Source organism: Bacteroides sp. D22 (genome assembly GCF_000163675.1).
GTDB lineage: Bacteria > Bacteroidota > Bacteroidia > Bacteroidales > Bacteroidaceae > Bacteroides > Bacteroides xylanisolvens.
In genome coordinates, this window is the sequence record NZ_GG774810.1 from 1 (window position 1) to 5,841 (window position 5,841).

Sequence of the window (5,841 nt, forward strand, 5' to 3'; positions counted from 1 at the left end):
CTTTGGGATACATACAGCCAATGCGGTATGTATGATAGAAAAGGTCGAAAAGAAAAAAAGAAAGGCAGCATAATCTAACCAAAATAACAGGAAAAACAGGAGAGGTTTTAACTTCCCCTAAAAAAGACATGTACATAATGCATGGGTGGGAAGGAAAAAATAAGAATATGTAAACAATATTCTACAAAAAAGATAGAAGACTGGGAGAGTTGAACGAAAAAATCAAGAGAAAAGCTCACGTAAAGCAAAGCTTTTCTCTTGATTTTTTAGAAAGAGGAACATTTACTGAATATCCCTACCCTCATTACAGCTATTTGTGATGAGGGTAATTCTTCATTTTTACAATATATGGTTATATCTTGTCTTTCTCTTCTTTTTCTATCATCTCGTCGTAATATGTTATGCGTGCAGCACATTCTCGGATAGTCACTTCGCGCAGTACCTCTGTTCGTGCCAGCATATACTCGTATTCCTCTTTGTTGACGGTGAACAGCCGGTTGTATCGCGCTTCGATATATGCCCTGCATAATTTATCAAATGCTTTATTATCTTCGAAAGTATTGGTAGGAAACACATTAGCAAATCCTCGTGAACAGCTTCTGACCATCGCTCCCAGTACTTTTAATTCATGAGATTTAGGGCGAATTCCGTTATACACAAGCGTAAATGATTTGTAGAAGCGCTCGCAGGCTTGATGTAATAAGAAAGAACCTAATTTATAGTCTCCATCTTCATAGGCTAGTTCGCCATGTCTTAAGAATCCTTCTGCTAAAGGAAAACATTCTTCATATTCTTCCTCTGCATATTGCTTAATCTCCCGATACGGCAACTTTTCAGGTTTGCCAATATGAAACGTACCATTGTCATACAACAGAATTCCGTCTTTTATAATTTCATAAAAGAAATAATGCTTCCTTCTTATAGCTCTATTAATGGTCACTGGAGTTTCTACAATAATATTAGGCGGTGCCGGATGCCGCTTTCCTTCCATTCTTGTATCATATTTAGGAACGATCACCTCGCGCGCATGCCTCTCTGCTTTATTTGCGTCTCTCGTATCACATATCACCAGAATATCCAAATCACTTTGGTAGTAAGTAGTTACTCCACGTTCGTCGTATGTTTCATCCCAGATAACATATTTTCCCCGTGCATAACTTCCATACAAGATAATCATACGCACATTCGTAAGATTCGACAATATCAGCTCTTGCAACACCGCCAACTCTTCTTGCGTGCGTTTGGGCAAACGTTTTATTGATCTTTTCATATTGTTAGCCTATCTGTTAAACCTCTTCACATATCGGCATATCCATTCCTTTGTATACCACCACAATCTTATGAAGTTGTGTAGTGCCGACTGCTCTCTTTACCGTATCAGTGTCAGCATAATGATTCGCTTGGGCAATAGCTTCCTGTCGCAGTTCTTCCACGCGGCTTTCGGGATCTTTATACTTGGCATACTTCAGTTCCACAATGTAGCTGTGCTTCATGTCGGAATAGATATCCAGTAGCGGACAGAGGAAAATATCGACATAACCTGCCTGTGTGTCCTGTTCGGAAATGGGACGGTAGAAACGGTTTTGTGCCGTCATGGCAAGCGTAAAGCCGTGGACAAAAAATTCACCTTTCTGCTTGTCACGCTGGGAAGTGTAGTGTTTCAGGCAGTCAGCAATATAACCGAAATAGGCTTTCCAATCGCCATCGTAGGCAAGAGCGCTGGCAAGTTCGTTCTTTTCGTAACTACTGAAATTGAGTTCGGCTTCGTTATAGGTACTTAGCAGATAAGTGTAAATTTGTTCGCGGACTACCTGATTAGGAATGGTGAGTTTGGTCTTTCCTTTATACGTGCCGCTAATGGTGAGCATACCGAAATAGTAGAGCAGGCTCACAAAGTTGTCGGGATTGGTGATATTGATGGCAGGAAAACCTTTTTTCAGTTCTCCGGTGACGTAGCCTTCGCTCACCAATGTCTGTATGATGGAGGCATCATGGGCAAACTCTTTGTCCTTCCGGATGAGCATACGTAATTTTTCGTAGTCGATACGGATATTGTCTTCTACCATATCCCGGGGGGCTTTGCCTCGTTGAATATAATTCTTGACGAAGTAGAGTACCATATTAGAGTTGTACATAGTGGTTTCACCATAACATTCTTCCGCAAAGCAGTAGTTGTCATACCAAGGTTTCATTATTTCTATCAGTTCGTCCACACTGTGGTTGAATGGACTGGTGGTGGAATAGTAAGTGAGCATTTGGCGCACTTCTTCTTCCGTGAAACCTATCATCTCGTTGAATTCCGGTGTGAGCGAGTAGTTGGTTCCGATATTGAAACCACTTGTGAGGTCGTCCATTGTCACGGGGCTTACGCCGGTGATGAAACAACGCTCGATGCTGGAATAGGTTCCGGCTTTGATTTTATTGAAAAAGGCGCGCAGATAACCTTCGCCATGTGTTTCGTCCGTATAGCGATGCAGGCTTTCTATATCCGAGAGGATGGCATTGGTGAAATGGTCGTATTCGTCGATAAAGAGGTAAATACGTTGGTTGGTCTTATTACATTCTGTGAACAGGTATTCAAATTGTTCGACAGCTCCTTCTTTTTTGTCGAGTTCTTCCTTGATGCCTTTGGGGAGATAGTCAGCGTAAATGTCACAGAAGTAGTCGAACATTGTTTGGCAATGCGCGTCCAGTCCCTTGCGGTAGTTGTGTAGTTCGCCTACTATTCCGGAGAAGTTGAGGTATAGTACCAGATAGCTGTTCCGGTCGCGCGTAGGGTGCTTTCCGATGTAAAGGTCGCCAAACAGCGCTTCGAACTTATCCTTGGCAAGTATATCATAATAGTGCTGCAACATATTTACAGTGAGGCTTTTGCCGAAACGGCGCGGACGAATAAAGAAGAAAAACTTGTCCGCTTCTTCTATCATGGGTATAAACCGGGTTTTGTCCACATAATAACAGTCGTCGCGGCGGATTACTGCAAAGTTCATCATGCCGTATGGGATACGTTTTCTGTCCGGTGCTATATATTTTTCCATAACTTATACCTTATTTTAGGAGCTTTCTTTGAACATAAACAAAGGTACGGGCTTTTTGTTACTTCTCCAAACAAACATTCCATAACTTCTCGCTATCTTTGCACTCTATTAAACAAACATCACCACCATTATGGAATTGAAGCATGGATATTACCATCTGATTGCGATACTTGTAGTTGCTATCTGGGGATTGACTTTCATATCAACCAAAGTATTAATTAATCACGGACTGACCCCACAGGAGATATTCTTTTATCGTTTTCTCATTGCTTATCTGGGTATTTGGGTGATTTCTCCCAAACGTCTGTTTGCGGGTAATTGGAAAGACGAACTTTGGTTGATGGCAGGAGGTTTCTTCGGTGGTTCACTCTATTTCTTTACAGAGAATACAGCTTTGGGAATTACGCAAGCATCCAATGTCGCTTTCATCATTTGCACAGCTCCCCTGCTTACTACCATTCTTTCCCTTCTCTTTTATAAGAGTGAAAAAGCCACCAAAGGTTTGATTTATGGTTCCATATTAGCTTTAATCGGGGTGGGACTGGTGGTCTTTAACGGTTAAATTATCTCCGGTAGGGGATCTGCTCACTTTACTTGCCGCCCTGTCGTGGGCATTTTATAGTTTGGTGATAAAGAAAATGACAGGGCGGTACCCCACTGTATTTATCACCCGCAAAATATTCTTTTATGGAGTATTGACTATACTTCCCGCCTTTCTTCTTCATCCGTTACAACCTGATTTCGATGTACTTTTAAAACCGGTTGTATTATCCAATCTCTTATTTTTGGCCGTCCTGGCATCCTTGGTTTGTTATGTCCTCTGGAATGTGGTATTGAAACAGTTGGGAACCGTTAGAGCCTCCAATTATATCTATCTCAATCCGTTGGTAACAATGGTGGCATCCGTAATCATTCTTCACGAACAAATCACATGGATTACATTATTGGGAGCAGGTTGCATTATTTTTGGAGTCTATCAGGCAGAGAAAAAATAAGAAAGAATTTCTTATTTTCATATAGAAGAAATTCTTTCTTATTTCAGTTTGAATGACAGATCTGTTTTATATCTTATTTAGCGAGTAATTGGAGAATTTTATTACTAACATCGCTGTTTTCCTGAACACCACCAAAAAGCTTGGATTGTGGACCGTATGCAAACAGTGGAACCATGATTGGTGTATGTCCTTTAGATACAAACATTGCTTTCATTTTGCCTTCTTTTATGTTTCCGTTACGTAAAGCTAATGCTCCGGTTTCATGATCAGCTGAAATAATCACTAATGTATTTCCATCTTTTTCTGCAAATCTGATAGCAGCTTCTACCGCCTTGTCAAAGTCCAATACTTCACGGACAACTGCCGAATAATCATTACTGTGCGCACTTTTATCTATTCGGGCACCTTCTACCATTAAGAAGAAACCGTTAGTACTCCTGCTCGAAAGATAGTCAATAGCCATTTGGGTGGTAGACGGAAGGAAATCTCCCCGGTTTTCGTTTACAGAAGCTGTTTTGCTCTTTGTGGGTAAGTATCCCAGTTTTTTAGATTTCTTGATAGCTTTGTCATTCGGTTCCTCTATGATGGTAAACTCTTTTTTGATTTCCTTTTGAACGTTTGGTGCTTGTTTTTCAAATAGTTCATAACTACCGGCAGAAAAGAATGTCAGCTTACTGTTAGGAAGATCCGCCCAAATTTCTTTAGACATTCCACGCTCCGGTTGGTGAGCAAAAAAAGCAGCAGGAGTAGCTCCGTCGAGATTGTCAGTGGTAACAATTCCTGAAATGTAGCCATAGCCGGATAACTTCTCCGGTAAGTTTGGAATAACTTGGTTATTTTCATCCATTCCGAGTGCTCCGTTTTTAGTTTTTTTTCCGGTTGAGTAAGCGGTTCCGGAAGCAGCTGAATCTGTTGTAAACTTGTTGGCGGATTGCGTTCTGACGAAACCGCATGTTTTTAAATTAGTGATAGTAAGCTGTCCTTGATTGGCATACATTCCTGAACAGATATGTGCCAGTCCCATGCCGTCACCTATCATTAAGATGACATTCTTCACCGGTTTGTCGGTAGCATCCATGTCAAATGAAGGAACATACGAACTTTGTGGATTTTCGTTCTTAAAATCTCCTTTGACGATTTCTTGTGCTGATAGATTATAGCAAAAGAATAAGGAGAGAATAAATAAGTGAGTTTTAAATTTTACATTCATGGCTAATATGTTTTAATTAGAAGTAAGTAATTCGGATATGTTGACTGTATCGTATGGCTTTTCTCCAAATGCGGTATAATATTCTAATTGCATCCTCTTGGCATTATCTTGTCGGAATACATGCCAGCATCTTTCATTTACCGGAATCACAGGCTCGTGTAACATGACAAACTTGTAAGTTGCCTTCGAACCGGCTAGTGACTTTTCTAATTGTTGTAGCCCTTCCGGATTCCGATCCCATGGATCATAACACACAAATAATACATCATCAAGAGTAGTAGTGTAATTGGCTGACTGTAAGGATGGATGTCCTGCCAACCTTGCCATATTGGGTAAGTAGTCGTCCCTTAAAAAGTACTCATCTGCGGGATATTGCAAGAAAACAGTGTCCCGCAGATTTTTTCAACAAGTAGCCAAAGAACCCTCATGGCTCTTTTGAAGTTGTACGCTGCTGCGGCTAAGAGCAGATTGACAACATCCCCGAACACACCTTTATAAAAGTTGCGTCCTAAACGAAAGTCTGATTTCAAATGCCCGATAGTCGGCTCTATTCCTGCACGCTTGCAGAATAGCTTATGTTTCTTCTTGCGTGTGTAAT

General features: G+C 40.9%; 5 protein-coding genes and 1 pseudogene. 1 reads left to right on the forward strand and 5 read right to left on the reverse strand.

Translation table 11 applies throughout. The annotated features are described in order from the left end of the window. Positions 1 to 352: 352 nt before the first annotated feature. Positions 353 to 1,270 (reverse strand): HEPN domain-containing protein, encoded by a 918-nt coding sequence (locus tag HMPREF0106_RS09765; RefSeq protein ID WP_008775344.1) that lies wholly within the window; start codon positions 1,268 to 1,270, stop codon positions 353 to 355. Positions 1,271 to 1,286: 16 nt separating this feature from the next. Continuing rightward, complete coding sequence (locus tag HMPREF0106_RS09760; RefSeq protein WP_009040286.1) at positions 1,287 to 3,038, reverse strand: AAA family ATPase; 1,752 nt, start codon at positions 3,036 to 3,038, stop codon at positions 1,287 to 1,289. Positions 3,039 to 3,168: 130 nt separating this feature from the next. On the opposite strand from HMPREF0106_RS09760, the pseudogene HMPREF0106_RS09755 reads away from it, so the two are divergent. Further along, positions 3,169 to 4,033 (forward strand): annotated as a pseudogene (locus tag HMPREF0106_RS09755) (DMT family transporter). Positions 4,034 to 4,106: 73 nt separating this feature from the next. Here the strand turns inward: HMPREF0106_RS09755 and HMPREF0106_RS09750 are convergent. From HMPREF0106_RS09750 to HMPREF0106_RS26080, 3 genes are all read right to left on the reverse strand, one after another. After that, positions 4,107 to 5,243, reverse strand: a complete 1,137-nt coding sequence (locus tag HMPREF0106_RS09750; protein WP_009040287.1) for an alkaline phosphatase — start codon at positions 5,241 to 5,243, stop codon at positions 4,107 to 4,109. A gap of 12 nt (positions 5,244 to 5,255) precedes the next feature. Then, a complete protein-coding gene (locus HMPREF0106_RS0124845; RefSeq protein WP_232286785.1) occupies positions 5,256 to 5,570 on the reverse strand; it encodes a hypothetical protein in 315 nt (104 codons plus the stop codon). 20 nt (positions 5,571 to 5,590) lie between these two features. Beyond that, positions 5,591 to 5,841 (reverse strand): transposase (locus tag HMPREF0106_RS26080; protein ID WP_008997335.1); only part of this gene is annotated, 251 nt, incomplete at its 5' end.